Source organism: Streptomyces sp. NBC_00376 (assembly GCF_036077095.1).
Classification (GTDB): Bacteria; Actinomycetota; Actinomycetes; order Streptomycetales; family Streptomycetaceae; genus Streptomyces.
This window is the reverse complement of sequence record NZ_CP107960.1, coordinates 2,604,478-2,630,504: the sequence shown is the minus strand read 5'-3', so window position 1 is coordinate 2,630,504 and position 26,027 is coordinate 2,604,478. Positions and strand designations below refer to the sequence as shown.

At 71.9% G+C, this 26,027-nt stretch carries 21 protein-coding genes; 13 read left to right on the top strand and 8 right to left on the bottom strand.

Going from position 1 to position 26,027, the window contains the following annotated elements; genetic code table 11:
- Nucleotides 1-69 precede the first annotated feature (69 nt).
- The 4 genes from OG842_RS11600 to OG842_RS11585 all read left to right on the top strand — a co-directional run bounded on the left by OG842_RS11600 (nucleotide 70) and on the right by OG842_RS11585 (nucleotide 5,488).
- Entirely contained in the window at nucleotides 70-1,161 is a 1,092-nt protein-coding gene (locus tag OG842_RS11600) for an alpha/beta hydrolase (RefSeq protein ID WP_266729526.1), read from the top strand.
- 123 nt (nucleotides 1,162-1,284) lie between these two features.
- Nucleotides 1,285-1,872, top strand: a complete 588-nt coding sequence (locus OG842_RS11595; RefSeq protein WP_266729525.1) for a hypothetical protein — start codon at nucleotides 1,285-1,287, stop codon at nucleotides 1,870-1,872.
- Between the two features lie 260 nt (nucleotides 1,873-2,132).
- Nucleotides 2,133-2,318 carry a hypothetical protein gene (locus OG842_RS11590; protein ID WP_266729524.1) on the top strand — a complete coding sequence of 62 codons (186 nt, stop codon included), beginning with the start codon at nucleotides 2,133-2,135 and terminating at the stop codon, nucleotides 2,316-2,318.
- Nucleotides 2,319-2,335: 17 nt separating this feature from the next.
- Entirely contained in the window at nucleotides 2,336-5,488 is a 3,153-nt protein-coding gene (locus OG842_RS11585) for a helix-turn-helix transcriptional regulator (protein ID WP_266733538.1), read from the top strand.
- Nucleotides 5,489-5,498: 10 nt separating this feature from the next.
- On the opposite strand, the gene OG842_RS11580 is transcribed toward OG842_RS11585, so the two are convergent.
- The 3 genes from OG842_RS11580 to OG842_RS11570 all read right to left on the bottom strand — a co-directional run bounded on the left by OG842_RS11580 (nucleotide 5,499) and on the right by OG842_RS11570 (nucleotide 8,179).
- The gene (locus OG842_RS11580) at nucleotides 5,499-5,816 is read right to left on the bottom strand and encodes a DUF6191 domain-containing protein (protein WP_266733536.1); all 318 of its coding nucleotides are present in this window, start codon (nucleotides 5,814-5,816) and stop codon (nucleotides 5,499-5,501) included.
- A 32-nt stretch (nucleotides 5,817-5,848) separates the two neighbouring features.
- The gene (locus OG842_RS11575; protein WP_328512657.1) at nucleotides 5,849-7,024 is read right to left on the bottom strand and encodes a PQQ-dependent sugar dehydrogenase; all 1,176 of its coding nucleotides are present in this window, start codon (nucleotides 7,022-7,024) and stop codon (nucleotides 5,849-5,851) included.
- A gap of 162 nt (nucleotides 7,025-7,186) precedes the next feature.
- Complete coding sequence (locus tag OG842_RS11570; RefSeq protein ID WP_266729522.1) at nucleotides 7,187-8,179, bottom strand: aldo/keto reductase; 993 nt, start codon at nucleotides 8,177-8,179, stop codon at nucleotides 7,187-7,189.
- Nucleotides 8,180-8,312: 133 nt separating this feature from the next.
- On the opposite strand from OG842_RS11570, the gene OG842_RS11565 reads away from it, so the two are divergent.
- The 7 genes from OG842_RS11565 to OG842_RS11535 all read left to right on the top strand — a co-directional run bounded on the left by OG842_RS11565 (nucleotide 8,313) and on the right by OG842_RS11535 (nucleotide 18,704).
- On the top strand, nucleotides 8,313-9,293 hold the full coding sequence (locus tag OG842_RS11565; protein WP_266729521.1) for a 2-hydroxyacid dehydrogenase: 981 nt from the start codon (nucleotides 8,313-8,315) through the stop codon (nucleotides 9,291-9,293).
- A gap of 275 nt (nucleotides 9,294-9,568) precedes the next feature.
- On the top strand, nucleotides 9,569-12,403 hold the full coding sequence (locus OG842_RS11560; RefSeq protein WP_266733535.1) for a putative bifunctional diguanylate cyclase/phosphodiesterase: 2,835 nt from the start codon (nucleotides 9,569-9,571) through the stop codon (nucleotides 12,401-12,403).
- Nucleotides 12,404-12,619: 216 nt separating this feature from the next.
- Nucleotides 12,620-14,476, top strand: coding sequence for an acetolactate synthase large subunit (locus tag OG842_RS11555; RefSeq protein WP_266729520.1), 1,857 nt, complete (start codon nucleotides 12,620-12,622; stop codon nucleotides 14,474-14,476).
- A gap of 22 nt (nucleotides 14,477-14,498) precedes the next feature.
- Nucleotides 14,499-15,026: an acetolactate synthase small subunit gene (gene ilvN, locus OG842_RS11550; RefSeq protein ID WP_266729519.1), complete on the top strand. Its 528-nt coding sequence runs from the start codon at nucleotides 14,499-14,501 to the stop codon at nucleotides 15,024-15,026.
- A 124-nt stretch (nucleotides 15,027-15,150) separates the two neighbouring features.
- Nucleotides 15,151-16,152, top strand: coding sequence for a ketol-acid reductoisomerase (gene ilvC, locus OG842_RS11545; RefSeq protein ID WP_266729518.1), 1,002 nt, complete (start codon nucleotides 15,151-15,153; stop codon nucleotides 16,150-16,152).
- A 271-nt stretch (nucleotides 16,153-16,423) separates the two neighbouring features.
- Nucleotides 16,424-18,016: a phosphoglycerate dehydrogenase gene (gene serA / locus OG842_RS11540; protein ID WP_266729517.1), complete on the top strand. Its 1,593-nt coding sequence runs from the start codon at nucleotides 16,424-16,426 to the stop codon at nucleotides 18,014-18,016.
- Between the two features lie 91 nt (nucleotides 18,017-18,107).
- Entirely contained in the window at nucleotides 18,108-18,704 is a 597-nt protein-coding gene (locus OG842_RS11535) for a TetR/AcrR family transcriptional regulator (protein ID WP_266729516.1), read from the top strand.
- A gap of 40 nt (nucleotides 18,705-18,744) precedes the next feature.
- Here the strand turns inward: OG842_RS11535 and OG842_RS11530 are convergent, their stop codons facing one another.
- On the bottom strand, nucleotides 18,745-19,887 hold the full coding sequence (locus OG842_RS11530; protein ID WP_266729515.1) for a PucR family transcriptional regulator: 1,143 nt from the start codon (nucleotides 19,885-19,887) through the stop codon (nucleotides 18,745-18,747).
- Between the two features lie 179 nt (nucleotides 19,888-20,066).
- On the opposite strand from OG842_RS11530, the gene OG842_RS11525 reads away from it, so the two are divergent.
- A complete protein-coding gene (locus tag OG842_RS11525) occupies nucleotides 20,067-20,993 on the top strand; it encodes a proline dehydrogenase family protein (RefSeq protein ID WP_266729514.1) in 927 nt (308 codons plus the stop codon).
- Nucleotides 20,994-21,032: 39 nt separating this feature from the next.
- Nucleotides 21,033-22,664, top strand: coding sequence for an L-glutamate gamma-semialdehyde dehydrogenase (gene pruA / locus OG842_RS11520; protein ID WP_266729513.1), 1,632 nt, complete (start codon nucleotides 21,033-21,035; stop codon nucleotides 22,662-22,664).
- A gap of 100 nt (nucleotides 22,665-22,764) precedes the next feature.
- Here the strand turns inward: pruA and OG842_RS11515 are convergent, their stop codons facing one another.
- The 4 genes from OG842_RS11515 to OG842_RS11500 all read right to left on the bottom strand — a co-directional run bounded on the left by OG842_RS11515 (nucleotide 22,765) and on the right by OG842_RS11500 (nucleotide 25,966).
- Nucleotides 22,765-23,235, bottom strand: a complete 471-nt coding sequence (locus OG842_RS11515; protein WP_266729512.1) for a DUF1877 family protein — start codon at nucleotides 23,233-23,235, stop codon at nucleotides 22,765-22,767.
- 96 nt (nucleotides 23,236-23,331) lie between these two features.
- On the bottom strand, nucleotides 23,332-24,540 hold the full coding sequence (locus tag OG842_RS11510) for a lysophospholipid acyltransferase family protein (RefSeq protein ID WP_266729511.1): 1,209 nt from the start codon (nucleotides 24,538-24,540) through the stop codon (nucleotides 23,332-23,334).
- Complete coding sequence (locus OG842_RS11505; RefSeq protein WP_266729510.1) at nucleotides 24,537-25,397, bottom strand: phosphatidate cytidylyltransferase; 861 nt, start codon at nucleotides 25,395-25,397, stop codon at nucleotides 24,537-24,539. The genes OG842_RS11510 and OG842_RS11505 overlap by 4 nt, the downstream gene beginning before the upstream one ends.
- Nucleotides 25,394-25,966, bottom strand: a complete 573-nt coding sequence (locus OG842_RS11500; protein WP_266729509.1) for a CDP-alcohol phosphatidyltransferase family protein — start codon at nucleotides 25,964-25,966, stop codon at nucleotides 25,394-25,396. Before OG842_RS11500 ends, OG842_RS11505 begins: the two co-directional genes overlap by 4 nt.
- Between the last annotated feature and the right edge of the window lie 61 nt (nucleotides 25,967-26,027).

The window sequence follows — 26,027 nt, the reverse complement described above, 5'->3', positions numbered from 1 at the left end:
CTTCTCCCGGCCGCCGGGCCGGGACCTTCCCCCACGGCGAGAGCCGCGCGCTCTCGGAGAGGACACCCGATGAGAACACCACGGACCACCTGGCGGACCCGGGCGCGAACGGCCGTGGCCGCCGCCGCGCTGACCATGACCGCGACCCTCACCGCCCCGCTCGCCCACGCCGACGGCGCCGCCCCGCCGGTGCTGACCGACGGATTCGGCCTGACCCAGGTCGCCGGGGGCACCGAGGTGCACTCGGCCACCGACTTCACCATCACCGTGACCACCCCGCAGGTGGCCGGGAAGCACAAGATCCGCATCTTCCTGCCCAGCGGCTATCAGGCCGCCCCGGACAAGCGGTGGCCGGTGGCGTACTTCCTGCACGGTGGGCCCGGAAGCCCGGACGACGCCGCGGCCGTCCCGGCGCTGCGCTCGGACTCGATGATCACCGTCGTGCCGGACGGCGGCCGCAAGGGCTGGTACGCCGACTGGCTCATGCAGAACACCGCCGAGGGCGCGGCGAACTGGGAGACCTTCCACCTGAAGCAGGTCGTCCCCTTCATCGACGCCAACCTGCGCACCATCGCCGACAGGGGACATCGGGCCGTCGTCGGCCTCTCGATGGGCGGGTTCGGCGCCATGCACTACGGCGAGGCCCGGCCCGACCTCTTCGGTCATGTCGCCTCCCTGTCCGGCGGCATCGACTTCGGCCTGCCGGCGGTCCGCGCGGCGGTCCTGGCAACCGAACTCAACCTGACCGGCGCCTGGTGCGCGGTGAGCACCTCCACCCCGTCCGGGACCGGCCAGTGCACCGGCTACGGGCCCATGGTCGACAGCGACGCCATCTTCGGCTCCCCGTACCCGGTCCTGAACGCGGACCGGATCTGGAAGGCGGTCGACCCCGCCGCCCCGGTCAACCTGGCCAGGCTCGCGGACACCGACGTCACGCTCTACACCGGTGACAACGACGTGATCGACCACTTCACCGCGATCGCCGCCAGGAACGTCAAGTCCCGCATGGACATGCTCGGTCTGACCAGCCGCCTGGTCGACTACGGCAACGGGTCGGCGCTCGCTCCCACCTGCGACGGCGGCCACAACTACGGCTGCTGGGCGGCCGCGTTCGCCGACTACGTACCCCGCCTCCAGGACTCCTTCGACGCGGCGGGCTGACCCGGACGGCCGCGGCCCGGCAACGGCCCCGGCGGGCGGACGCCCGCCGGGGTCCTCCCGTGGCGGCGGCGCTTCGGGCGGACGTTAAGGGGGTTCTCATACGGGCGGCCTAGCGTGCGCAACATGAACCCCAGGACCACCACGAGCCCCACCGTTCCCGCCGATCCTGAAGCAACCGCAGCAGCAGAAGCATCCGACGCCGAGGAGATCCCGACCGAGAAGGTCGCAGCCGAGGACACCTCGGACGACCTGGACCCGGACGACCTGGATCTCGACGACCTCGACGACGACTCCGGCAAGGAGCCCTCCGGCCTCGGCGCGGCCGCCGCCTCCGTGGTCGCGGCCGGTCTCGGTGTCGTCGCGCTCACCGGGTCCTGGACCGGCAAGGTCGCCGCCGAGCGCGAGACCCTGATCGGCCAGATCAAGACCTCCAACGGTGGCACCGCCGCCCAGCAGATCTCCGAGATCTACGGCGACGCCTGGCACTCCACCGCCCTGGTCAACGGGCTCTTCGCCCTGCTCGCCCTGCTGGTCGGAGTCTTCGCCCTGGTCCGCCCGGCCTTCGGCGCACCCTCCGCGCACCCGCAGCCCGGCTGGGTCCGCGCCGTGGCGACCGCCGGCATCGTGCTCGGTGCCCTGGGCCTGCTGCTCTCCGCCGCCATGTACTTCGACCTCATCGTCGCGTTGCCGACCGCGACCGCCGCCCAGTGACCACGACGGCCGGTGGACACGGGCGCGTACGGAGCGGGTGAGCTCCACGGACCCGGCCCGACGGCCACCTCGTAGGGCATCCGCCCGAGGGACCCCGGCCCGTATACGGCGGCGCCCGCACCCCGATAGGGCACCGCGCCCCGCGAAGATGCGGATCCTGCCCGATGCGGCGACACCCCCTGGGAGACGACAGTCGGGGGACGGCAGAGAACCACTGCCGCCCCCGGCCCCGACGGGCCGTCGTTCTCAGGGAGAAGCACATGGAAACGTACCGGCTCCACGAGCTGCGCGCCGCCGAACTGCGCCACCGGGCCGAGCAGGACGGGCTCGTCCGGGAGGCCGTTCGCGCCCGCCGGGACGCCCGCAGGGCCGCCCGGCACTCCGGGCGCGGGGAGGCCGGGAGGCCGGTGAGTACGGACCGGAAACGATTCGTCCACGCCACGTGAGGCCGGACCCGTGTGCGATGCTCGGCGGCGTGGAGAACAGGTCCGTCAGTCCCGTGTTCGTCGGCCGTGAGGGCGAGTTCGCCTCACTCGTCGACGCGCTCGCCCGCGCCCGCGCCCGCGCGCAGGGTGCCGGGGGCCCGGACGGGGCCGACGGTCCGGGCGGACCGCAGGCGCTGCTCATCGGCGGCGAGGCGGGGGTCGGCAAGACCCGGCTGGTCGAGGAGTTCCTCGCGGCGGCGGTGCGCCGCGACGCGGTCGTCGCCGTCGGCGGCTGCGTCGAGATCGGTGCCGACGGCCTGCCCTACGCCCCGTTCTCCACCGCGCTGAGGGCCCTGCGCCGCACCCTGCCCGCCGAGGTCGCCGCCGCCTGCGCCGGGCAGGAGGGCGAACTGGCCCGGCTGCTGCCCGAACTCGGCGAGGCCGACCGGGACGCCACCGACGAACACAGCACCGCCCGCCTCTTCGAGCTCACCGCCGGACTCCTGGAACGCATCTCCGCCGAACGCGCCGTCGTCCTCGTACTCGAAGACCTGCACTGGGCCGACGCCTCCACCCGCCACCTCCTCGCCTACCTCTTCCGCACCGTGCGCAACGGCCGCCTCGTCGTGATCGGCACCTACCGCTCCGACGACATCCACCGGCGCCACCCGCTGCGCCCCCTCCTCGCCGAACTGGACCGGCTGCGCACCGTCCGCCGGATCGAACTCGCCCGCTTCAACCGCGCCGAGGTCCGCCGCCAGCTCACCGGCATCCTCGCCGCCACCCCCGAGGACGCCCTCGTCGACGAGATCTTCGAGCGCTCCGACGGCAATGCCTTCTTCGTCGAGGAACTCGCCCGCAGCCTGGATAGCGGTGACCACTCCCGGCTCTCCGACTCACTGCGCGACCTCCTGCTCGTACGCGTCGAAGCGCTCCCGGAGAACGCCCAGAACATCGCCCGGATCGTCGCCGAGGGCGGCTCCGCCGTCGAGTACGAGCTGCTGGCCGCGGTCGCCCGGCTCACCGAGGACGACCTCATCGAGGCACTGCGGGCGGCCGTCGGCGCCAACCTGCTGCTCACCACCCCGGAGGGCAACGGCTACCGCTTCCGGCACTCCCTGGTCCGCGAGGCGGTCAGCGACGACCTGCTCCCCGGCGAGCGCTCCCGGTTCAACCGGCGCTACGCCGAGGCCCTGGAGGCCGACCCGGCCCTCGTCCGCGCCGGGGAGCGCGCCACCCGGCTCGCCAGCTACTGGTACGGCGCACACGAAACCGCCAAGGCCCTGCCCGCCGTGCTGAAGGCCTCGGTCGAAGCCCGACGCCGCTACGCGTTCGCCGAACAACTCCGGCTGCTGGAAAGGGCGATGGAGCTGTGGGACGACGCCCCCGAAGAGGTACGCGACACCCTGCGCCCCATCGACTACGCCGAGAGCTACCCCATCTGCAGTTGCGACCCCGACGCCACCCCGCTGTGCTATCTCGACCTCATGGCCGAGGCCACCGTCGCCGCCCGGTTCGGCGGGGAGCGCGAACGGGCCCTGGCCATCGCCAAGAAGGCCATGCGCGTCCTGGAGGGCGAGCACGACCCGCTGCGCGCCGCCTGGTTCTGGGTCCAGCGCTCCCGGCTCATGCAGGACCTCACCCGGGGCGACGGATGGCAGGAACTGGCCAACGCCCAGGAACTCGTCCGCGGACTGCCCCCGTCCGTCGTCCACGCCGACGTCCTGACGAGCGTGGCGGGATGGGGAGCCCTGCACCGCCCCGGCGCCGAGACACTGCTCGCCGTCGACCGGGCCGTGGAGTACGCCCGGCTCGTCGACGACGAGTACACCGAACTGCACGCCCGGCTCACCCGCGGCGGGCTGACCGCCGAGGCGGGCGGCGTCGACGAGGGCATCGCAGAGATGTACGCCGTCCGCGACCGCGCCGACGAACTCCACCTGGTCGGCATCATGAGCCGGGCCGGCATCAACCTCCCCTCCACCCTCGAATCCATGGGCCGCTCCCTGGAGGCCGTGACCGCCGCGGACCACGGCATCGCGATCAGCCGCAGCCACGGCATCGCCGACATGGAGGCGTGGGTCCGCTGCAACCGGGCGGCCTCGCTGTTCTCCCTGGGGCACTGGGACGAGAGCCGGACCACCACCGACGCCGCGGCCCGCGCCGCCCGGTCCAGCAAGGCGCAGGGGCTGGTGGCCTCGTGCCGCACCGAACTCGCCCTGGCCCGGGGCGACCTGGCCGAGGCCGAGGCGCAACTCACCCTGACGCGGCGCTGTTTCGGCTCCCGCGACCCGCAGCCGCAGCACCTCATCAACCCGGCGCGCCACGCCATGGCCCTCGCCGCGCAACAGGGCCGACTGGCCGACGCGCGGGCCGAGTTCGAGGCCCGGTCGGAGCAGGGATTCCCGCCCGGCACCCAGCGGTACGCCCTGCCACTGCTCCACGTCGCCGCCGCGGCCGAGGCCGACGCCAGGGGCCTGCCCGCCGCCGACGCCGGCCGGCCGGCGATCCTGGCCGCCATCCGCACCCACCTGAAGCAGCTGCCGATGCTCGTCCCCGTCTGGGCCGCCCACGGCCTCCTCGTCGACGCCGAGCTGGCCAGGGCCGAGGGGACCGACACCCCCGGCCACTGGTCCCGTGCGGCCGCCGCCTTCGCGCCGCTGCACCGCCCGTACGAGCTGGCCCGGATCCAGCACCACTGGGCCGAGGCCCTCCTCATCGCGGCCGGCGACCGGTCCACCGTCACCGCCCTGCTGCGCGAGGCCCACCGCACCGCCGTACGGCTCGGCGCCCGCCCGCTCACCGCGACCATCGAGCTGCTGGCCGGCCGCGCCCGCATCGCCCTCACCGCCCCGGACCACGGCACCGTTCCCGGGATCCCGGCCGCCGTCACCGTCCCGGACGGCACCGGCGACGACGCGGTGGATCCGGAGCGCGCCGAGGACCGCCTGCGCGAGGCGGCCGCCGCCGCGGTGGAGTCCTTCGGACTGACGAGACGCGAACAGGACGTGCACCGGCTGGTCGCCGAGGGCCACACCAACCGCAGGATCGCCGAGCAGCTCTACATATCGCCCAAGACCGCGAGCGTGCACGTCTCCAGCATTCTCGCCAAGCTCGGCGTCTCCAGCCGAGGCGAGGCGGCCGCCCTCGCCCACCGGCTCCGTCTGTACCCGGCCCGGAGCGACAGCTGACGGGGCCCGCTCAGGACTGCGCGCCCGAGCCGCCCGCGCCCGAGCCGCCCGCGTCCGGGCCGTCCGCGTCCGCTACCGCTTCCGTGCTCCGGCCGTGCTTTCGGCCCGCGTCCGCGCCTGCATCCGCTTCCGCTTCCGCGCCCGTACTCGTCCCCGTGCCTGAATCCGCACCGGGCGCCCTGACGACGACCTTCCCGGAGGCCAGGTCTATCGGACCGCGCCCCGGGTCGCCGACGCCGAGATCCACCCGGGTCAGCTCCAGCCGCTTCTGCTCGTCGGAGGTGTGCTTGCGGCCGGGCGCGAAAAGTTCCTCGAAGAAGTTGAACACCGGCCGCACGCCCTTTCACCTGCTGTAGCCGCTCACCGCACCGCCAGCACCAGGATCCTGTCGTCTCCCGGCTTCGGGGTGCCACGGGTGTCCGTATTGCTCGTGACGAGCCAGAGCTTGTCGCCGCCCGCGGCGAGCACGGTACGCAGACGGCCGTACTTACCCTCCAGGAACGACTGCGGGGCCGCCAGAGGTTCCTTCCCGCCGCTGCCGGACAGCGGGATCCGCCAGAGCCGTTTGCCGCGCAGGCCGGCCATCCAGATCGAACCCTTGACGAAGGCGATACCGCTCGGGGACGCCTGGGACGTCTTCCACTGTGCCACGGGATCGATGAAACCCCTCTTTCCCGCCTTGCCCTCGGCCTCCGGCCAGCCGTAGTTCCCGCCCGGCTCGATCCGGTTCAGCTCGTCCCAGGTGTCCTGGCCGAATTCGGAGGCCCACAGCTGTCCCTGCCCGTCCCAGGCCAGCCCCTGCACATTGCGGTGCCCGTACGAATACACCACGGAGTCGGCCTCCGGGTTGCCGTGCAGCGGCTGCCCGTCCGGGGTCATCCGCAGGATCTTGCCGGCCAGCGACTTCTTGTCCTGCGCGAGGCCGCCGTCGCCCGTCTCCCCGGTGCCCGCGTACAGCATGTGGTCCGGGCCGAAGGCGATCCGCCCGCCGTTGTGGATCGCCCCCTTGGGGATGCCGCGCAGGATCGTGTCCGGCGCACCCAGCAGCCGGCCGGGCGTCGTGCCCTTCTCGTCGTACTGCATGCGGGCGATGCGGTTGTCGGACTCGGTCGTGAAATACGCGTACACCATGTGGTCCGAGCCGTACGTGGGGGAGACCGCGATCCCCAGCAGCCCGCCCTCACCGCCGGGCGACACCCCGGGCACCTCGCCCAGCAGGGTCTTCTCGCCGGTCTTCGCGTCGATCCGGGTGATCGTGCCCTTGTCGCGGGAGGAGACCAGCAGATCGCCGCCGGGCAGCTCGGCCAGTCCCCAGGGCGAATCCAGGCCCCCGGTGAGCGTCGACACCACCTTCACCGAGCCCTTGACGGGCGGCAGGGACGGCGAGGCGGACGGCTTCGGGGCCGACGGCTTCGGGGCGGCGGAGGAGGAGCGGGCGACCGGTGGCGTCCCGTCGACGCCCGCCATGCTGCCGGAGCCGCCGCCCGAGGAGCACCCCGCGCTCAGCGCCAGCGAGCCGGCCGCCAGCACGGCCACCGTCCCGCGGCGCAGGCCCCGCCCCCGCGGCCCGGCGGGCCCTCGTACAGATCCGAACAGAACACCGCGCACAGCACCGATCCCTTCGACGGCCACCTGACTACAGTTCTTACACCGCGGCCCCGCCCCTGGGTCCCCGAAGCCCCCAAGTGCCGGTCGTTCTCAGTCCCACGACCCCTGAGCACCGGGCAGGGCGGCGATCTCCGCCAGGTCCCGCGCGGTCAGGGTCAGCCCGGCGGCCCCCGCGTTCTCCACCGCCCACCGCTCCCGCTTGGTCCCCGGCACCGGCACCACATGCGGCCCCTGCCGCAGCACCCAGGCCAGCGCCACCTGCGCGACACTCGCCCCGTGCCGCTCGGCGATCCGCCGCAGCCCGACGACCACCGGCTGGTTCGCCGCCATCATCTCCGCCGTGAACCGGGGATGCCGGGCGCGCAGATCGTCCGGCTCGAAACCCTGCCCGGGTGTCAGTGTGCCGGTCAGATAGCCGTTCCCCAGTGGCATCGCCGCCAGCAGCCCCACGCCCCGCGCCGAACACCACGGGAGCAGCGACTCCAGCGCCTGAGGCGACCAGACCGAGAGCTCCGCCTGCACCGCGCTCACCGGGAAGACCTGCTGCACCCGGTCCAGCTGACGGATCGTTTCGTCGTACATCCGCGACCCCGACCGGCGTGAGGCCCGGGCCCCGACCGCGCAGAGGCCGAGCGCCCGCACCTTCCCGGCGGTCACCAGCTCCGCCATCGCACCCCAGGTCTCCTCGACGGGCACCTCGGGGTCGGCCCGGTGCAGCTGGTACAGATCGATCACATCGGTCTGGAGCCGGCGCAGCGAGGCATCGCAGGCCCGCCGCACATAGCCGGGGCGGCCGTTGGCCACGATGTGCTGGTCGCCCACCAGCAGCCCGCACTTGGTGGAGACGAACGCGTCCGACCTGCGGCCCTTCAGCGCCCGCCCCACCAGCAGCTCATTGGTGAACGGGCCGTACATGTCGGCCGTGTCGAGCAGTTGAACACCCGCGTCGAGCGCGGCGTGCACCGTGCGCAACGCACGGTCACCGCGCTGCTGCGAGGCGCTGTACGCCCAGCTCATCGGCATGCAGCCGAGACCGACCGCCCCCACGGCGAGCGCCGCCGCACCGAGACTCCTGCGCTCCAACTCCCCGATCCTCCCCAGGCCCCGCCGTCGAACCGGGCCCACGCCCCGCCGTCCACGGGACTGCACCGCACCCCAAAGTAACCTCTGCCGCCCGCCGCCCCTCGCACGGCCTCCGCCAATTAGCCTCCTGACCATGACGAAGACTCCCGACGACGCGAAGACCCCCGTCGTGACGAAGACGCCCGACGTATGGATGCCGTTCCCGGCCGACGAGATCGAAGGCCTCCCCGAGGGGCTCAACTACCGGTTCTGGGACGGCGGACCGGACTACCCCGCCGACCCCGCCGACTGTGCCTTCTACGTGGTGCCGTACATGAAGGGCTCCGCGGTCGCGGTCCGGCCGCTCGGCGGCATGGCGGGCGTCCGGGTCGTGCAGACGCTCTCCGCGGGCATCGACCACGTCGAGCCGGGGCTCGGCCTGCTGCCGGCCGGGGTGCTGCTGTGCAACGCCAAGGGGGTCCACGAGGCGTCCACCGCGGAGCTCGCCCTCACCCTGATCCTCTCCTCGCTGCGCGGTGTTCCCGGATTCGTCCACGGGCAGGACAAGGAGGAGTGGCGGTCCGGCTTCTACCCCGCGCTCGCCGACAAGTCCGTGCTGATCGTGGGGTACGGATCGATCGGCGCCGCCATCGAGGACCGGCTCACACCCTTCGAGTGTGCGCGGGTGACGCGCGTCGCGCGCTCCGCGCGGACCACCGCACGCGGCCCCGTACACGCGCTCGACGACCTGCCAGCGCTGCTGCCCGAGGCCGATGTCGTCGTGCTGTCCACCCCGCTGAACCCTTCCACACAGGGGTTGGTCGGCGCGGAGTTCCTCGCCGCGATGCGGGACGGGGCGCTGCTCGTGAACGTCGCCCGGGGCGGCGTCGTCGACACCGATTCGCTGCTGCTCGAACTCCAGTCCGGCCGACTGCGTGCCGCCCTCGACGTGACCGACCCGGAACCGCTGCCCGTCGGCCATCCTCTCTGGCATGCTCCGAACGTTCTGATCACCCCTCACGTGGGCGGCAGCACATCGGCTTTCCTGCCGCGTGCCAAGCGCCTGCTGGCCGGGCAGCTGAATCGGTTCGCCGCGGGCGAGCCGGTGGAGAACGTGGTACGCACCATCGACTGACCACGCTGCGGAGGCTCTTCGTCGCACACCGTTCCGTACAACTCCTGGATCGTCACGGAGAGTAGATGGGCTATGTCCCTGCGTGACGAGTCTGGTGTATCGTCCCGAAAGGGGCGCTGCGCCGTGGAAGGGACGGCGCCGGGGAGGACGCGACACGCGAGGGGGCGACGGGCGATGTACGGCCGATGGGTGCACGATCCGACACCGCCGGGCAGCCGACGGGGACCGGCGGGACGCCGGGTGCGCGCGCACCCGACGACACCGGGGGCGCCCCGGTGAGCGCGCCGGCCGGCGCCCTCGGGGCGCTCCTGACCCGGAGGCCGGCCGTGGGCGGCGCCTCCGCGCTGCTCTGGCAGATCCTCCTCGGCGCCGTCTGGGCCGGATACACCGTGGGAGCGGCCCTCGGCTGGGGCTCGCGGCAACTGGCGCTCATCATGGGGGATTTCGGGCTCAGTGCGGCGGCGCTGATCGCCGCGGTCTCCTGCTTCCGCTACGCGCGGGCCGGTGCCAGCCGGTTCCGGCCCGCCTGGCTGCTGTTCGCGCTCTCCTCGTTCATGGCCTCCGCGGGCAACGCGGTCTGGGGCTGGTACGAGGTGGTGCTCGGGCTCCGGGTGCCCACGCCCTCCCTGGCCGACGTCTTCTTCCTCTGCTTCGCGCCGCCCGCCATCGTCGGGCTGCTGGTCCTCGCCAAGCGCCCCGTCACCAGGGCCGGCTGGGTCTGCCTCGCACTGGACTCCTGGCTGATCGGCGGATCGCTGCTCACGCTCTCCTGGAGCCTCGCCCTCGCCCACACCGCGCATCTGGTGGACGCCGAGGGCGCGAGCGTGGCACGGGCGGCGCTGGCGCTGGCCTATCCGCTGCTCGACATCGTGCTGGTCTCCATGGTGCTGGCGCTGCACTTCCGGCGCTCCAACGTCAACCGCTCCGCGGTGAACACCGCCGTCGCCGCACTCGCCCTGACGGTCCTGTCCGACGCCCTGTTCACCTCACCGCTGCTGCGCCAGACCTACCACTCCGGCCAGATGCTGGACGCGGGCTGGTTCGCCGGCTCCCTGCTCCTCGCGTACGCGCCCTGGGGCGCCGACAAGGCCGCGGACAACGCCCTCCCGCCCTGGAGCGCGCAGCCCACCAGCCGCCCCATCGCGGGGTCACTGGCCGCGCTGACGCCCTATCTCGCCGCCGCCGTCTGCACCCTCGGCATCCTGTACAGCGCCGTCGAGGGCCGCCGGGTGGACCGCGTGGTGATCCTCACCGGCTGCACGGTGGTCCTCGCCCTGGTCGTACGGCAGGGCATCATGCTCGTCGACAACATCGCCCTCACCCAGGAGCTGGCGCAGAAGGAGAACCACTTCCGCTCCCTGGTGCAGGGCTCCAGCGACGTCATCATGATCGTCGCGCCGAACGGAGTGCTGCGCTACGTCAGCCCCGCCGCCGCCGGGGTGTACGGGCGCGAGGCCGACGAGCTGGTCGGCGCCGAGCTGTCCTCGATCATCCACCCCGACGACCTGGGGCGGGTGGTCCACGAGGTGCGCCGGTTCCTCGCCGCCCCGCCGCCCGAGGAACCCACCACCCGGATCGAGTGCCGCTTCAGATCCGGCACGGGGGACTGGCTCAACGTCGAATCCACGGCCAACCGCCACCAGGGCGGGCTGATCCTCAACAGCCGCGACGTGACCGAACGGGTCCGGCTCCAGGCCCAGTTGCAGCACAACGCCGAGCACGACCCGCTCACCGACCTGCCCAACCGGGCCCTGTTCACCAAACGGGTCCGCCAGGCCCTCGGCGGCCGCCGCTCCGGCGACCCCGGCACCGCCGTACTCTTCATCGACCTCGACGGCTTCAAGGCGGTCAACGACCGCCTCGGCCACCAGGCGGGAGACGAGCTCCTCGTCCAGGCCGCCCGCCGCCTCCACGAGTCCGTCCGGGCCGGCGACACCGCCGCCCGCCTCGGCGGCGACGAATTCGCGACGATCATCCTCGGCGACGGCACCCGCGACCAGCCCGCCCGGGAGTGCCAGGTCCACGAGATCGCCGACCGGCTGCGCCTCACCCTTTCCCAGCCGTACCGGATCGGCGCCGGCGAGGTCCGGGTCGCCGCGTCCATCGGGGTCGCCTTCGCCGAGCCCGGCATCACCCCCAGCGACCTCATGCGCAACGCGGACCTCGCCATGTACCGCGCCAAGGCGGGCGGCAAGGACCGGGTCGAGCTGTACGCCCCGCAGATGCAGGCCGACGTGGTGCGCCGCTCCGAGCTGACGGCCCGGCTGCGCACCGCCCTGCGCGACGGCGAGTTCGCCCTGCTCCACCAGCCCGTCGTGCACCTCGCCACCGGCCGGGTCGCCGCCGTCGCCGCCCAGGCCCGCTGGCGCTCCGCCCAGGGCATCCTTTTCACCCCGGCCGAGTTCCTCCGCGTCACCGAGGACGGCGAGCGCACCGCCGAGCTCGGCCGCTGGCTCCTCGAAGAGGCCGTCGAGCAGGCCGCCGACCGGGCCAGGGCCGGACACCCGGTCTCCGTCGCCGTGCGGCTCTCCGCCCGACGCCTCCTCGACAAGGACACGCCGTTCGGCTCCGTCGAGGCGCTGCTGACCCGGCACGGCCTGCCCTCCGGCGCCCTGATGATCGAGGTCGCCGACAGCGACCCCCGGATCTCCTTCGACGACCTGGAGCAGCGTCTCGTGGCCCTGCGCCGCAGCGGTGTCCGCATCGCGCTCGACGGCTTCGGCAGCGGCTACGCCGCGATCAACGCCCTGCGCCGCCTCCCCGTCGACGTACTGAAACTGGACCGCGGCCTCGTCGAGGGAGTGGTGGAGTCCGCCCGGCTCCACAAGATCACCAGTGGCCTGCTGCGCATCGCCTGCGACCTCGGCGTGCAGTCCGTGGCCGACGGGGTCGACGTGCCGGAACAGGTCCTCGCGCTGCGCGCCATGGGCTGTACGCACGGCCAGGGAATGGCCTTCTCCGGGCCGCTCGACGAGTACCGGCTGCGCCGCGCCCTGGCCCGCGGCGAGTTCCCGGTGCCCGGCGGCACCATGGCCCAGCCGGTCCTGACCGGCGGCTCGATCCCGCTCCTCAGCGGCTCACATGCTGAGACGCCCGTCCCACCCACTTGACACGTCGAGTGCGTCGGAGAGAGGGTCATTGCCATGCGCACCCGAATTCTCGTACTTGGAAAGCGCGTCGGCTGAAGCAGAGCCCCTCATGGCACTCTGCAGACCGCACCGACGCGCTCCCCTCGCTTGCCTCACGGCACGAGGGGTTTTTTGTTGCACCGGCACCACGCAAACTGTTGCAAAACACCCGCAGAAACCCTCAGCTTCGAGAAGAGAATGCCGATGACCGAGCAGGCCACCGGGGCCCACCATCCCCAGCCGCGGGCCCGTAACGGCGGATCGTCCTCCGCCACCGTTGAGCACGTCACGGGCGCGCAGTCCCTCATCCGCTCCCTCGAGGAGGTGGGGGCCGACACGGTATTCGGCATTCCCGGCGGCGCCATCCTTCCGGCGTACGACCCGATGATGGACTCCACCCGGGTCCGTCACGTCCTGGTCCGCCACGAGCAGGGCGCCGGACACGCGGCCACCGGTTACGCGCAGGCCACCGGCAAGGTCGGCGTCTGCATGGCGACCTCGGGCCCCGGCGCCACCAACCTGGTCACCCCGATCGCCGATGCCCACATGGACTCCGTCCCGCTGGTCGCGATCACCGGCCAGGTGGCCTCCAAGGCGATCGGGACCGACGCCTTCCAGGAAGCCGACATCTGCGGCATCACCATGCCGGTCACCAAGCACAACTTCCTGGTCACCAGGGCCGAGGACATCCCGCACACGATCGCCGAGGCCTTCCACATCGCCTCCACCGGCCGTCCGGGCCCCGTCCTCGTCGACATCGCCAAGGACGCGCTGCAGGCGCAGACCACGTTCAGCTGGCCGCCGACCCAGGACCTGCCCGGCTACCGTCCGGTCACCAAGCCGCACGCCAAGCAGATCCGCGAAGCCGCCAAGCTGATCACCCAGGCCAGCCGGCCGGTGCTGTACGTCGGCGGCGGTGTCATCAAGGCGGGGGCCACCGCCGAACTGAAGGTCCTCGCAGAGCTCACCGGAGCGCCCGTCACCACCACACTGATGGCGCTCGGCGCATTCCCCGACAGCCACCCGCTGCACGTCGGAATGCCGGGCATGCACGGTGCGGTCACCGCCGTCACCGCGCTGCAGAAGGCCGACCTGATCGTCGCCCTCGGAGCCCGCTTCGACGACCGCGTCACCGGCAAGCTGGACAGCTTCGCCCCGTACGCCAAGATCGTCCACGCCGACATCGACCCCGCGGAGATCGGCAAGAACCGGGTCGCCGACGTGCCGATCGTCGGGGACGCCCGCGAGGTCCTGGCCGACCTGGTCCAGGCCGTCCAGGCCGAGCACACCGAGGGCCACGTGGGTGACTACGAGGCGTGGTGGAAGGACCTCAACCGCTGGCGCGACACCTACCCGCTCGGCTACGACCTGCCCGAGGACGGCAGCCTCTCGCCGCAGCAGGTCATCCAGCGCATCGGACAGCTCGCCCCCGAGGGCACGATCTTCGCGGCGGGCGTCGGCCAGCACCAGATGTGGGCCTCGCACTTCATCCAGTACGAGCAGCCCGCCACCTGGCTGAACTCCGGCGGCGCCGGAACGATGGGGTACGCGGTCCCGGCCGCGATGGGGGCCAAGGCCGGCATGCCCGACCGCACCGTCTGGGCGATCGACGGCGACGGCTGCTTCCAGATGACCAACCAGGAACTCACCACCTGCGCGCTCAACAACATCCCGATCAAGGTCGCGATCATCAACAACGGCGCGCTCGGGATGGTCCGCCAGTGGCAGACCCTGTTCTACAACCAGCGGTACTCCAACACCGTGCTGCACTCCGGCGCGGACACCGAGGGAGTCCCGGCGAAGGGCACCCGCGTCCCGGACTTCGTCAAGCTGTCCGAGGCCATGGGCTGCTACGCGATCCGCTGCGAGGACCCGGCCGACCTGGACAAGGTCATCGAAGAGGCCAACTCCATCAACGACCGCCCCGTCGTGATCGACTTCATCGTCCACGAGGACGCCATGGTGTGGCCGATGGTCGCCGCCGGCACCTCCAACGACGAGGTCATGGCCGCCCGCGGGGTCCGTCCCGACTTCGGCGACAACGAAGACGACTGAGAGACAGAGAGAGACCGACTCCATGTCCACCAAGCACACGCTCTCCGTCCTGGTCGAGAACAAGCCCGGTGTCCTCGCCCGGATCACCGCCCTGTTCTCCCGCCGCGGCTTCAACATCGACTCGCTCGCGGTCGGCACCACCGAACACCCCGACATCTCCCGCATCACCATCGTCGTGAGTGTCGAGGACCTGCCCCTGGAGCAGGTGACCAAGCAGCTCAACAAGCTGGTCAACGTCCTGAAGATCGTCGAACTCGAGCCGGCCGCTGCGATCCAGCGCGAGCTCGTCCTGGTGAAGGTCCGCGCCGACAACGAGACCCGCTCCCAGATCGTCGAGATCGTCAAGCTGTTCCGCGCCAAGACCGTTGACGTCTCCCCGGAGGCCGTCACGATCGAGGCGACCGGCGGCGCCGACAAGCTGGAGGCCATGCTCAAGATGCTGGAGCAGTACGGCATCAAGGAGCTGGTCCAGTCCGGCACCATCGCCATAGGGCGCGGCGCGCGCTCGATCACCGACCGTTCGCTGCGCGCCCTCGACCGTACGGCGTAGCGCCTGTCCGCCGGACAGGCCCTGAACCCGCCGCCTCGCCGCTCGTATGGCGAGACCCGAAAACGTATTAGACGCACCCCGCCGTACGGTGGGACGCAACACCTGCACACCAAGGAGAAACCCAGTGGCCGAGCTGTTCTACGACGACGATGCCGACCTGTCCATCATCCAGGGCCGTAAGGTCGCGGTCATCGGCTACGGCAGCCAGGGTCACGCCCACGCGCTGTCGCTGCGTGACTCGGGTGTCGACGTCCGGGTCGGTCTGCACGAGGGCTCGAAGTCCAGGGCGAAGGCCGAGGAGCAGGGCCTGCGCGTGGTGACGCCGTCCGAGGCCGCGGCCGAGGCCGACGTCATCATGATCCTGGTCCCGGACCCGATCCAGGCCCAGGTCTACGAGGAGTCCATCAAGGACAACCTCAAGGACGGCGACGCGCTGTTCTTCGGCCACGGTCTGAACATCCGTTTCGACTTCATCAAGCCGCCGGCCAACGTCGACGTCTGCATGGTCGCGCCGAAGGGCCCGGGTCACCTGGTCCGCCGTCAGTACGAGGAGGGCCGCGGCGTTCCGTGCATCGTGGCCGTCGAGCAGGACGCCTCGGGCAACGGCCTGGCGCTGGCCCTGTCGTACGCGAAGGGCATCGGCGGCACCCGTGCCGGCGTCATCAAGACGACGTTCACCGAGGAGACCGAGACCGACCTGTTCGGTGAGCAGGCCGTGCTCTGCGGTGGTACCGCGGCGCTGGTGAAGGCCGGTTTCGAGACGCTGACCGAGGCCGGTTACCAGCCGGAGATCGCGTACTTCGAGTGCCTGCACGAGCTGAAGCTCATCGTGGACCTGATGTACGAGGGCGGCCTGGAGAAGATGCGCTGGTCGATCTCGGAGACCGCCGAGTGGGGCGACTACGTCACCGGCCCGCGGATCATCACCGACGCCACCAAGGCCGAGATGAAGAAGGTCCTCGCGGAGATCCAGGACGGCACCTTCGCCAAGAACTGGATGGCCGAGTACCACGCCGGTCTGCCCAAGTACAACGAGTACAAGAAGGCCGACAGCGACCACCTCCTGGAGACCACCGGCCGCGAGCTGCGCAAGCTCATGAGCTGGGTCAACGACGAGGACGCGTAACACCGACGCCCCGGGGGCGGGTCCACGGACCCGCCCCCGGGGCGTTTCCTTATCACCGCCGGAAGAAGCGGCGTCGTACGTGTGTACAAGTCGTCCACCCCCGTGTGGGTGATCCTTCCAACCGGGCGCAGTATGCGTCCTGGCGCATGACTACACTTCTCCACACATACACGCGTCAGGCCCACAGTGTCGTGCGTCTTCCACGCGGCAAGCCCCTCCACCGCCTGCGGCCGTCGGGACGGCCGTCCGCACTGGACCTGTGAGGACTCACGTGAGCTCGAAACCTGTCGTACTCATCGCTGAAGAGCTGTCGCCCGCCACGGTGGACGCGCTGGGACCGGACTTCGACATCCGGCACTGCAACGGCGCGGACCGCGCCGAGCTCCTCCCCGCGATCGCCGATGTCGACGCCATCCTGGTGCGCTCCGCCACCAAGGTCGACGCCGAGGCCATCGCCGCCGCGAAGAAGCTGAAGGTCGTCGCCCGTGCCGGCGTCGGTCTGGACAACGTCGACGTCTCCGCCGCCACCAAGGCCGGCGTGATGGTCGTCAACGCGCCGACCTCCAACATCGTCACCGCCGCCGAGCTGGCCTGCGGTCTGCTGGTCGCCACCGCGCGCAACATCCCGCAGGCCAACACCGCCCTCAAGAACGGCGAGTGGAAGCGCTCCAAGTACACCGGTGTCGAGCTCAGCGAGAAGACCCTCGGCGTCGTCGGCCTCGGCCGCATCGGCGTCCTGGTCGCGCAGCGCATGTCGGCCTTCGGCATGAAGATCGTCGCGTACGACCCCTATGTGCAGCCGGCGCGCGCCGCGCAGATGGGCGTCAAGCTCCTCACGCTCGACGAGCTGCTCGAGGTCGCCGACTTCATCACGGTGCACCTGCCCAAGACCCCCGAGACGCTCGGCCTGATCGGCGACGAGGCGCTGCACAAGGTGAAGCCCTCGGTCCGCATCGTCAACGCCGCCCGCGGCGGCATCGTCGACGAGGTGGCGCTCGCCTCCGCCCTCAAGGAGGGCCGGGTCGCCGGCGCCGGCCTCGACGTGTACGCGAAGGAGCCCTGCACGGACTCCCCGCTGTTCGAGTTCGACCAGGTCGTCTGCACCCCGCACCTCGGCGCCTCCACCGACGAGGCCCAGGAGAAGGCGGGCATCGCGGTCGCCAAGTCCGTGCGCCTGGCCCTCGCCGGCGAGCTCGTGCCGGACGCGGTCAACGTCCAGGGCGGTGTGATCGCCGAGGACGTGCGCCCGGGTCTGCCGCTCGCCGAGAAGCTCGGCCGGATCTTCACCGCGCTCGCGGGCGAGGTCGCGGTCCGCCTCGATGTCGAGGTGTACGGCGAGATCACCCAGCACGACGTCAAGGTGCTCGAACTCTCCGCGCTCAAGGGCGTGTTCGAGGACGTCGTCGACGAGACCGTGTCGTACGTGAACGCCCCGCTCTTCGCGCAGGAGCGCGGTGTCGAGGTCCGCCTCACCACCAGCTCCGAGTCGCCCGACCACCGTAACGTGGTCACCGTCCGCGGCACGCTCTCGGGCGGCGAGGAGGTCTCGGTCTCCGGCACGCTGGCCGGACCCAAGCACCTCCAGAAGATCGTCGCCGTCGGCGAGTACGACGTGGACCTGGCGCTGGCCGACCACATGGTGGTGCTGCGTTACGAGGACCGTCCCGGTGTCGTCGGCACGGTCGGCCGGATCCTCGGCGAGGCCGGTCTGAACATCGCGGGCATGCAGGTCTCGCGGACGGGCGCGGGCGGCGAGGCGCTGGTCGTGCTCACCGTCGACGATGACGTCCCGGCGTCGGTGCTCGGTGAGATCTCCACCGAGATCGGTGCCAACTCGGCCCGTACGGTGAACCTGACCGACTGACGGTTCCGGAGCCTCCCCGCGTAACCTCCGCGTACCCGGCATCTAGACGTGCGTCTTACACAAACGTCTGCATGCCGGGTACGCTGCTGTTATGGGACATCGTGAGGATCTGCTCGAAGGCGCCAAGCGCTGCCTGCTGGAGAAGGGGTACGCCCGGACGACGGCGCGCGACATCGTGGCCGCCTCCGGCACGAACCTCGCCTCCATCGGCTACCACTACGGCTCCAAGGAGGCCCTGCTCAACCTCGCCTTCGTCAAGGTGACGGAGGAGTGGGGGGATCTGCTCACCGAGGACGGGGAGGAGCGCGCGGAGGGCGGCGAGGCGCCCGGGGCGCCGCTCGACCAGTTCCGCGACACCTGGGAGCGGGTGATCGACAGCTTCGAGGAGACCCGGTCCGTCTGGCAGCTCCAGATGGAGGTCGTCTCCCGGATCGACCAGGACCCGGAGTTGCGGAAGGCCCTGCTGGACCCGCAGCGCGAGGGGCGCGACGGGCTCGCCGAGGGCATGCTCGGCATCGACCCGGAGAAGGACCCGGAGAAGGCGCGGGTGGCCGGGCTGTTCTGCCAGGCGCTGCTCGCGGGCGTGATGGTGCAGTGGCTGATGGACAGTGAATCCGCCCCGTCCGCACAGGACTTGACGGACGGTCTGAAGGCCGTGCTGGAGGGCCGGGAAGGCTGTGACTCCTGAGCCGCTCTGACTCCTGAGCCGCTCTGACTCCTGAGCCGCGCTAACTCCTGAGCCGCGCGCCCTTGAGCGCCATGTGCAGCAACAGCCGGTCCTCGCCGTCGTTGAGATCGAGGCCGGTGAGCTGCTGGATCCGGGAGAGCCGGTAGTAGAGCGTCTGACGGTGGACGCCGAGAGCGGCGGCCGTCCGGGACGCCTGGCCCGCGCAGTCGAGGAACACCTCGGCGGTGCGGGCCAGATCCCTGTGCGGCGGCGTGAGCAGGGTGCGGACCGCCGGATCCGCGACGGCTTCCGGGGGGAGTGCGGTCAGCAGCCGGTATGGCCCGATCGCCGACCATCGCGCGACCGGGCCGAACCGGGACTCGGCCGTCGCCGCGCGGGCGGCGGCCACCGCCTCGTGCCAGGCCGCGGCCAGTTCCGTAAGGCCCCGGCGGGGCACGGCGACCCCGGCGGTGGCGTCCCGGCCCGCGGCGGAACGCAGCCGGTCGGCGGCGGTGAGCGCCGGGTCGAGGACATCGGTGGAACGCAGCCGGACCAGCGCGGCCAGCGAGGGGAACCCCCCGGCCCCGGGGATCGCGGACAGCGCCGCCGCCGACGGGACCGTACGGACCGACGGCGGATCGTCCGGCCACGGCGTCACGCACACCACCGTGTGCAGCCCCAGCGCGTCCGGCCCCAGCGCCTCGTGCAGCGCGGCCACCGCCATGTCGCGCTGCCAGCCCCGCCCGGCGGTCAGGACCGCGCCGAACTCCCGGGACGGATCGGTGCCCGCCCGCGCCTCCTCGGCGAGCAGCGCCCCGATACGGGCCGCCACCTCCATCGCCGCCCTCAGCTGTTCGTCGGTCGGTCCGGGGTCGGCGTCGAGCAGCCATACGTAACCGAGCACGGCACCCCGATGGCGTACCGGAAGACAGATCCGGTCCCGGAAGACCCCGGCCTCCGGGGCCGCCGGGATGCGGACCGGGCCGGTGGCGCGGGTGATGCCGAAGCCCTCGAACCAGGCGCGGACGGCGGGCGTGGAGCGGCGGGTCAGGATCGAGCGGGTGCGGACCGGGTCCATCGCGGTGTCGTCGTCGCTGTCGTGGGCGCCGAAGGCGACCAGGCCGAAGTCCCGGTTCTCCAGCGTCGCGGGGGCGCCGAGCAGCCCGGAGATCTCGTCGACCAGCTCCTGGTAATCGCCCTTCACCCGGCCATTCTCGCACCCCTTCAGACATATGTCTGAGAACCGGGGAACGGATGCGTGACAGCTGTCGATGGCACACGATCGGAGAGATCCTTAGATTTCACGGTGGTTCTCCGTGCTGTACCGGTCTGTTCCCGAACTTCCGGTATGGCCTTCGTTCGTACTTTCCGTGGAGGTGCCCCGTGCTGGGTCCCGTGATTCTCGCCGCGTCCCGCAGCGACAAGATGCGCCGTTTCGTCTCGGCCGCACCTGGCACCAAGCAGGTCGTCGACCGGTTCATCGCCGGTGAGACCGTCGACCAGGTCGTCCCGATCATCGAGGACGCGGCCGGCAAGGGGCTCGAAGTCACCCTCGACGTGGTGGGCGAGGACATCACCACCCCCGAGCAGGCCTCCGCCGCCCGCGACGCCTACCTCGAACTGATCGAGCGCCTCAAGGACCTGGGCCTGGGCACCAAGGCCGAGATGTCCGTCAAGCTCTCCATGTTCGGCCAAGCGCTGGACGGCGGCCACGAGCTGGCGCTCGCCAACGTCCGCCCGGTCGTCGAGGCCGCCGCCGCGATCGGCACCACGGTCACGCTGGACGCCGAGGACCACACCACCCTCGACTCGATGTTCGCCATCCACGAGGAGCTGCGGAAGGACTTCCCGCAGACCGGCTGTGTGATCCAGGCCTACCTGTTCCGCACCGAGGACGACGCCCGCCGCCTGGCCGCCGCCGGCAGCCGCGTCCGCATCGTGAAGGGCGCCTACAAGGAGCCCGCCTCCGTCGCGTACCAGGACAAGGCCGAGATCGACAAGGCGTACGTCCGCATCCTGCGGATCCTCATGGAGGGCGACGGCTACCCGATGATCGGGTCCCACGACCCGCGTCTGATCGCCATCGCCCAGGAGCTGGGCCGCAAGGCCGGGCGCAAGCTGGACGAGTACGAATTCCAGATGCTGTACGGCATCCGCAGCGAGGAGCACCTCCGGCTCGCGGCCGAGGGCCACCGGATGCGCGTCTACACGGCGTACGGCACCGACTGGTACGGCTACTTCATGCGCCGCCTCGCCGAGAAGCCGGCGAACCTGCTGTTCTTCGGCCGCTCGATCCTCACCAAGGGCTGAGCCCTCCTCCACCTCTCTACTCAAGGAGCAACGGAACTCATGGACGCTGTGACCCAGGTCCCCGCGCCGGTCAACGAGCCGGTCCACTCCTACGCCCCGGGCTCCCCGGAGCGCGCCCGCCTGGAGGTGAAGCTCAAGGAGCTCAGCCAGAACCCGATCGACCTTCCGATGACCATCGGTGGCGAGAAGCGGATGGGCGGCGGCGAGCGGTTCGACGTCGTGCAGCCGCACAACCACAAGGCCGTCATCGGCACGTTCGCGGCTGCCACGCAGCAGGACGCGCAGGACGCGATCGACGCCGCGCTCGCCGCCGCCCCGGCCTGGCGCGCGATGTCCTTCGACGACCGTGCCGCGATCATCCTGCGCGCCGCCGAGCTGCTGTCCGGCCCGTGGCGCGAGACGCTGGCCGCGTCCACGATGCTCGGCCAGTCGAAGACCGCCCAGCAGGCCGAGATCGACACCCCCTGCGAGCTCGTCGACTTCTGGCGCTTCAACGTGCACTACGCGCGCCAGATCCTCGCCGAGCAGCCCCCGGCCAACTCGCCGGGCGTGTGGAACCGCATGGACCACCGCCCGCTGGAGGGCTTCGTCTACGCGATCACGCCGTTCAACTTCACGGCCATCGCGGGCAATCTGCCCACCGCCCCCGCCCTCATGGGCAACGTCGTGGTGTGGAAGCCGTCCCCGACGCAGACCCACGCCGCCGTGCTGCTGATGCAGCTGCTGGAAGAGGCCGGTCTGCCCAAGGGCGTCATCAACCTGGTGACCGGTGACGGCATCGCCGTCTCCGAGGTGGCCCTGAACCACCGCGACCTGGCCGGTATCCACTTCACCGGTTCGACCCCCACCTTCCAGCACCTGTGGAAGACGGTCGGCACCAACATCGCCAACTACCGCACCTACCCGCGGCTCGTCGGCGAGACCGGTGGCAAGGACTTCGTGGTCGCCCACCCGTCGGCCGACCACGCCGTCCTGAAGACCGCACTGACCCGTGGCTCCTTCGAGTTCCAGGGCCAGAAGTGCTCGGCCTCCTCCCGGGCGTACGTCCCGGCCTCCATCTGGAACTCCGGTTTCAAGGAGGAGTTCGCCGCCGAGGTCGACTCCATCACCATGGGTGACGTCACCGACCTGTCGAACTTCATCGGCGCCGTCATCGACGACCGTTCGTTCGCCAAGAACAAGGCCGCGATCGACCGCGCGAAGGCCGACCCGTCCTGCACGATCATCGCGGGCGGCACGTACGACGACTCGGTGGGCTACTTCGTCCGCCCGACCGTCATCGAGTGCACCGACCCGGAGAACGAGGTCTTCACGACCGAGTACTTCGGCCCGATTCTCGCCGTGCACGTCTACGAGGACGACGCGTACGACGCGATGCTGGAGCAGATGGAGTCGGTCTCCGACTACGCGCTGACCGGTTCCGTCATCGCGAACGACCGCGCCGCGGCCGCGTACACGATGGAGAAGCTGCGGTACGCCGCGGGCAACTTCTACATCAACGACAAGTCGACCGGCGCCGTCGTCGGCCAGCAGCCCTTCGGTGGCGGCCGTGCCTCGGGTACGAACGACAAGGCGGGCGCCCCGCAGAACCTCCAGCGCTGGACCCTGACCCGGGCCATCAAGGAGACGCTGGTCCCGCCGACCGACTACACCTACCCCCACCAGGGCTGATCCCCTCGGGGCGCCCCATCCCCGGCGCCCCGCCATGAATTCCGCCTCCCGCCCGGTTCCCCTGCCGGCCGGGAGGCGGTTTCCATTCCGGGGCCGCTCCTCAGTACAGGAACCGCTTCACCACCGCGTCGCCCCCGCCCGCCGCGCGCTCGTAGAAGTCCGCCAATCGCCGGAAGTGGGCGGCGAACACGGCGCGGACCTCGGGCTCCTGCCACCCCCAGTGCGCGGCGACACCACCACCGGACGCGTCCCACAGTCCGTCGAACGGATGGGTGCGGAGGAACTCCACCGCCTCCCGCACCTGCGCCGCGGTCAGCGTGAGCGACGGCGCCTCGATGCCTGCCGGGTCCTCGTGGATGTCCCCGCCGAATACGGGAAGCTCCCCGCTGCCGTGGCCGGGCGGTGCGGTGAGACACAGCTCGTGCACGTCGGAGAAGTCCTTGGAGATGTGCAGATCCGTCTCCAGGCGGTCGAACTCGTCGTCCGTGTCGGCGAAGACCGCCGACACCCCCGCGAAGTCCTGCGGCAGCCGGGCGGCCGGAACGGCCCGTGCCTGCATGCTGAAGCTCATCGCTGTCCCCTCCCGCCGGGCCGCCGTCCGGCGCGCCCCCCTGCTTCCGAACAGTAGGGGCACCCACTGACAATCCCCGCCCCCGCGATGGCGCGGTCAGGCCCAGCCGTTCACGATCAGTGACAGCCCCGCCGCGAACCCGCCGCCCAGCAGGACCAGACAGCGGCCGTACTGGCGGCGGTGGCGGCGCATCAGCAGCCCGAAGGCGGCGAAGCCGAGCCCCACGGTGAGCGTCCGGGAACCCCGGGCCGTCGCCGAAGCGGTGAGCCAGTCGAGCGCGGGCACACCGGCGCGGCCCGCCTCGGCCCCGTACACCTTGAACGGAATGCCGTTCCACGGCTGGTGCCGCACCGCCGACGCCCCCTCCAGCGCGAGTTCGGCCCGGACGTGTGCCCGCATCCGGTCCGTGGTCAGCGGGGCGGGCAGGTGCACACCGGCCGAGGCCAGCTGAAGGGCGAGCAGGCCCCCGGCCAGGCTGCCGGCGAGCGCGCCCAGCGACATCCGCAGCGCCGCCCGCGGCACCGCCACACAGACCGCGCCCAGCAGCAGTTCCGGCATCAGCGGCCAGCTCAGCGCCTCCGCCAGCGCCCACCCGGACGCCAGCGGGATGCCCCAGCGCGAGGTCACGACCGACGCCACCCGGCGCCGCGTCGCGGAGTCCCGCAGCGGCTCGGCGACCGTACGCGCGTGCAGCGCCACCACCGCGTCGCGGGCCTCCCGAGGACCGGTCGTCGACGGCAGCGGGTCACCGATCGAGACCCGCACCAGCGCCGAGCGCAGTCGGCCGTGCTTGGGCAGCAGCCGGTCAGTGCCCGCGATCCCCACCGGCACCACCGGGACCCCGGCCCGCTCGGCCAGCACGAGCGCGCCGCGATGGAAGGAGCCCAGCTCACCGTCCTTGCCCCGGGTTCCCTCCGGGAACAGGACGACCGCCCGGCCGGAGCGCAGCTCGTCCGCCATGGACAGCAGGTCGTCCATGCCGCCGCCACTGCGCCGCACCGGGAACCCGGCCGCGAGCCGGCGGCAGATCCGGCGCCGCCACGGCGAGGCGAACCAGTAGTCGGCCGCCGCGCCGATCGCCGGGGTGTGCCGGGCGTCGAGCGCGGCGAGGAGCGCCGCCGTGTCCGCGTGCGAGGAGTGGTTGGCGACGACGACGCAGCCGCCGCGCGGCAGCCGGCCACGCCGCTCCACCCCGCCGGTGAGGCTGAGGACGCCCCACCACAGGCCGCGCCGGAGCGCGGCGGCGAACCGGGAGCGGGCGGGCAGCGCGACCCGTGCAGGTACGTGCGCAAGGGTGCGGGTCATGTCATCACCATCGCCAGGAGAAGGGCCACCAACAGGGAGTCGATCCGGTCGAGGAGGCCGCCGAAGCCGGGCAGCCAGCTGCCCGCGTCCTTCACCCCCGACTCGCGCTTGACCATCGATTCGAGCAGGTCACCGAGGACACAGCCGCCGATCACCGCGAACCACAGCGGGAAGGTGAACTCGCCGAGCACGAGCAGCAACAGGGCCGTCGCCACCCCAGCGCCGAGCACCCCCGCCCAGGTCTTGTTGGGGGAGAGCGGCGACAGCGGCCGGGCCGGCGGGCCCCGGCGGCCCAGCGCCGTACCGCCGCACCAGGCGCCGACATCGCCGAGCGCCACCGCGAGCCCCACCGCGACCGCCGTGTCCCCGAGCGTCACCAGACCGGTCAGCGCGACCGGGATCCACAGCAGCCCGAAGGCGGTGCGCGCGGTGCGGGTGAAGCCGGCCCGGTCGTCCCCGCCGAGTACCGACGGAAGCGCCGCCACGACCAGCAGCAGCGCCGCCGCCCGGACGTCGAGGAGCCGCGGCGCCAGCCAGGCCAGCGCGGGGAGCGCCACCGAGGCCGTCACGAGCACCGCGAGATCGCCCCGGCGCAGCGCCGCCATCCGCGCGAACTCGCCCGCCGCGACCACCCCGAGCCCGGCGGCCAGCGCGAACGTCCCGCCGCCGCCCAGGAAGTACGCCCCCAGGAAGACCGGCGCCACCAGAGCCCAGGTACGCCACCGCTTGCGCAGCTCGGCCCGCATCCGGACCTTCGACGGCAGCACGGCGACGGCGACACCGCCCGCCCCCAGCACCCCCGCGACCAGCGGTACGGCCCGCGCCGCGGCCTCCTCGGCGATCAGTACGGCGCTCATGCCAGCTCCCGCCACAGGCCCGCCAGCCGGAGCGCCGCGGTGAGCAGCGAACCGGCGGCGATCACGGCCAGGACGGGTACGGCCCACCCGCTCGCCGCCGCGACCACGACCAGCAGACAGCGCTCGGTCTTGCCGACCGGGCCGCCGTTGCGCCGGGGCGCGCCCGCCGCCGCCCCGGCCAGCGACACCCAGGACGGCAGGGTCGCCGCGAGCCCGGCCACCGCCACCAGCCACAGCGGGGCGAGCGCCAGGAAGCCGGCCAGCACGACCAGATCGGCCACCCGGTCACCGAGCTCGTTGAGCACCGAGCCGCGCCGGGTCGTCCGGCCCGTCTCGCGGGCCAGCGCGCCGTCCAGGTTGGCGAAGGCGAGCCGGGCCGCGAGCAGCAGGGCGACCGGCAGGGCGGCGAGCGGAGCGGGCAGCCAGGCCAGCGCGGCGGCGGCACCGGCCGCCGAGACCACACCGGCCGCGGTGAGGGTGTCGGGCGACACCTCACGGCGGACCAGCGAGACGCGAACGCCGGAGAGGCGGTCCGCGTACCAGGGCTTGAGAGCGTAGAGGCCGTTCATGTGCCCAACTGTCGTGCGACGCACGGTTCTTCGACACGTGGCAGGTACTCAAATGGAGACT

What these genes read in the sequence shown, in the direction of transcription:
- OG842_RS11600 (WP_266729526.1), top strand. Translation starts at nt 70, where the DNA reads ATGAGAACACCACGGACCACCTGGCGGACCCGGGCGCGAACGGCCGTG.
- OG842_RS11595 (WP_266729525.1), top strand. Translation starts at nt 1,285, where the DNA reads ATGAACCCCAGGACCACCACGAGCCCCACCGTTCCCGCCGATCCTGAA.
- OG842_RS11590 (WP_266729524.1), top strand. Translation starts at nt 2,133, where the DNA reads ATGGAAACGTACCGGCTCCACGAGCTGCGCGCCGCCGAACTGCGCCAC.
- OG842_RS11585 (WP_266733538.1), top strand. Translation starts at nt 2,336, where the DNA reads ATGCTCGGCGGCGTGGAGAACAGGTCCGTCAGTCCCGTGTTCGTCGGC.
- OG842_RS11565 (WP_266729521.1), top strand. Translation starts at nt 8,313, where the DNA reads ATGACGAAGACTCCCGACGACGCGAAGACCCCCGTCGTGACGAAGACG.
- OG842_RS11555 (WP_266729520.1), top strand. Translation starts at nt 12,620, where the DNA reads ATGCCGATGACCGAGCAGGCCACCGGGGCCCACCATCCCCAGCCGCGG.
- ilvN (WP_266729519.1), top strand. Translation starts at nt 14,499, where the DNA reads ATGTCCACCAAGCACACGCTCTCCGTCCTGGTCGAGAACAAGCCCGGT.
- OG842_RS11535 (WP_266729516.1), top strand. Translation starts at nt 18,108, where the DNA reads ATGGGACATCGTGAGGATCTGCTCGAAGGCGCCAAGCGCTGCCTGCTG.
- pruA (WP_266729513.1), top strand. Translation starts at nt 21,033, where the DNA reads ATGGACGCTGTGACCCAGGTCCCCGCGCCGGTCAACGAGCCGGTCCAC.
- OG842_RS11515 (WP_266729512.1), bottom strand. Translation starts at nt 23,235, where the DNA reads ATGAGCTTCAGCATGCAGGCACGGGCCGTTCCGGCCGCCCGGCTGCCG.
- OG842_RS11510 (WP_266729511.1), bottom strand. Translation starts at nt 24,540, where the DNA reads ATGACCCGCACCCTTGCGCACGTACCTGCACGGGTCGCGCTGCCCGCC.
- OG842_RS11505 (WP_266729510.1), bottom strand. Translation starts at nt 25,397, where the DNA reads ATGAGCGCCGTACTGATCGCCGAGGAGGCCGCGGCGCGGGCCGTACCG.
- OG842_RS11500 (WP_266729509.1), bottom strand. Translation starts at nt 25,966, where the DNA reads ATGAACGGCCTCTACGCTCTCAAGCCCTGGTACGCGGACCGCCTCTCC.